Source organism: Parachitinimonas caeni (genome assembly GCF_030129945.1).
Classification (GTDB): domain Bacteria; phylum Pseudomonadota; class Gammaproteobacteria; order Burkholderiales; family Chitinimonadaceae; genus Parachitinimonas; species Parachitinimonas caeni.
In genome coordinates this window covers 1-1,077 of the sequence record NZ_JARRAF010000127.1, presented here as the reverse complement: position 1 = coordinate 1,077, position 1,077 = coordinate 1, and the positions used below count along the sequence as shown (strand labels likewise).

The following is a 1,077-nucleotide window of genomic DNA, read 5'->3' as shown; positions in this document are numbered from 1 at the left end:
TGTCCGTCCCATCCACCGCCCCATCGCGGTTGAGGTCGCCGGCGAGGCGGATGGTGACTTGGGCATCTCCCTTGCCGGTCAGCTGCAGCAGCTTGAGCCCGGCTTCGGTCACGCGGATCAGGGTGGTATGGCCACTGCGGCCGATAACGGTCGCGCCGAGGGCGTCGATTTCGGCGCCCTGGCTGTCAATCGCCAGAATCACTGCGCCTTGCGCGCCGGGGGTTTTGACGCTGGCGTCGAGCTCGCTTTGCCGCACGCTGAAGCTCAGGTAAGTCGAGGTGCCATTGCTCAGCTGGCCCTGCCAGCGATTGCGCGGCGTGGCGCCCTGCCAGTGCACGGCGGCACCGAGGTCGGCGGTGATGGCTTGGGTCAGCAGCTGGCCGTTCTGGTCATAGCCATAGCGCTGGCCGATGTCCTCACTGCCCAGCGGCCGCACCAGCATCAGGCGGCCCTGGGCGTCGTAACGGTAAGCCAGGCTCTGGCTGCCCTGGGCGGTCGGACCGCTGACACGGCTGAGCCGGCCCTGGGCATCGCGCAGGCAGTCGAGGCGATCGGTACGGCCGACCACGGCAATGCCGGCGTCGCTGAGCAGCCATTGCACGCCATCGCTGAACACCACCCGTTCGATCCGGCCATCGGCGGCCAGCTGGTATTGCGTACCATCGGGGCCCGTCAGCCGGTAGCCGGCGGCCTGCCAGGGCAGACCGGTGGCTTGGTCGTACAGGCTATGGCCCAGCGCCTGCAGCGCCACGGGGCGATCACTGGACGGATTGAGGGCGTCCAGGCGCCAGCCGGCCGGGCCGTTGAACACGGGGCGCAGGCTCTGCAGACCGTGGCCCAGGTCGACCGTTTCGGTGGCGAGGCTGAAGCGCAGCGCCTGCAACGGGGCTTGTGGCTGGCTCAGGCTGGCCGGCAGTTGCAACCACAGGCGGGCGCCGGTCTGCCACGGTGCCAGACTGCCGCTGTCGCGGATCTCGGTCTGATCGTGACTGAGGCGGCTCTGGAACAGCGGCAGCTGCCAGTTGCCGGCATCGGCCGAGGAGGTCTGGCCGTTCAGTTCACGGTTCAGCGCCAGGG

The 1,077-nt window shown here is 69.2% G+C and carries 1 protein-coding gene; it reads right to left on the bottom strand.

The features are described 5' to 3' along the window. Positions 1-1,077 (bottom strand): hypothetical protein (locus PZA18_RS25775; protein ID WP_284103402.1); only part of this gene is annotated, 1,077 nt, incomplete at both ends.